The sequence below is a fragment of the Acidovorax sp. KPB24-03 genome, from assembly GCF_057546605.1.
In genome coordinates, this window is the sequence record NZ_BAAJYR010000873.1 from 1 (window position 1) to 708 (window position 708).

The window sequence follows — 708 nt, forward strand, 5'->3', positions numbered from 1 at the left end:
CTCACGCCGTCGAACACCGCGGTGGCCACCGGGTTCAGCAAGGCGCGGCGCTGGCCTGCGCCTGGCTCGGCTTCGCGGGGGCCGAGCACGCGCACCGTGGCATTCGCATCCTCCGGCGCCTCGACCACCACCATGCGCGGTGGCTGGCCCGTCAGGTCGCGGGCCCTTTGCAGCAGCGGTGCCAGATCGTGCAAGGCCGCGGGCCGGCCCGTGCGGGGGCGGCGCAGCGCTTCGCCCTCGCCGTGGTGCAGCTCGGCCTGGAACCGGGCATGGGCCGACTCGCCGCTGCCGTAGGCCGCTTGTAGTGGCCAGGGCATGTACGAGGTGTAGAAGATCGCCAGCCCGGTGTAGACGATCATGAACAGGAAGGGCAGCGTCAGCACGGCGGTGGCGTTGTGAGCGTCCATCCACGAGCGCTGGCCCTTGCCCGGCCGGAACGTGAAGAAATCCTGAAAGATGCGCCGGTGCACGACCACGCCGGACACCAGCGCCACCAGCATGGCCATCGACACCCAGCCGACCACCCAGAAGCCGAGCGCATTCCACTGCAGCATGTAGTGGAACGACATGAAGTGGCGCCCGCCTTCGGTCGCCCGGCCCCAGGGCAGGGGCAGCACGGCACCGGTCACCGGGTGCAGCGCGGCCGTCTGGTTGGCGCGGCCATCGCGCCACGCCAGCAGCAGGGCATCGGCCCGGGCGCTGGGGCAG

1 protein-coding gene is annotated in these 708 nt (G+C 71.5%); it reads right to left on the reverse strand.

What is annotated here, in order from left to right; all coding sequences use genetic code 11:
* Positions 1 to 708: PepSY-associated TM helix domain-containing protein (locus AC27KI_RS26555; RefSeq protein ID WP_487116868.1), on the reverse strand; the 708-nt coding region annotated here is incomplete at both ends.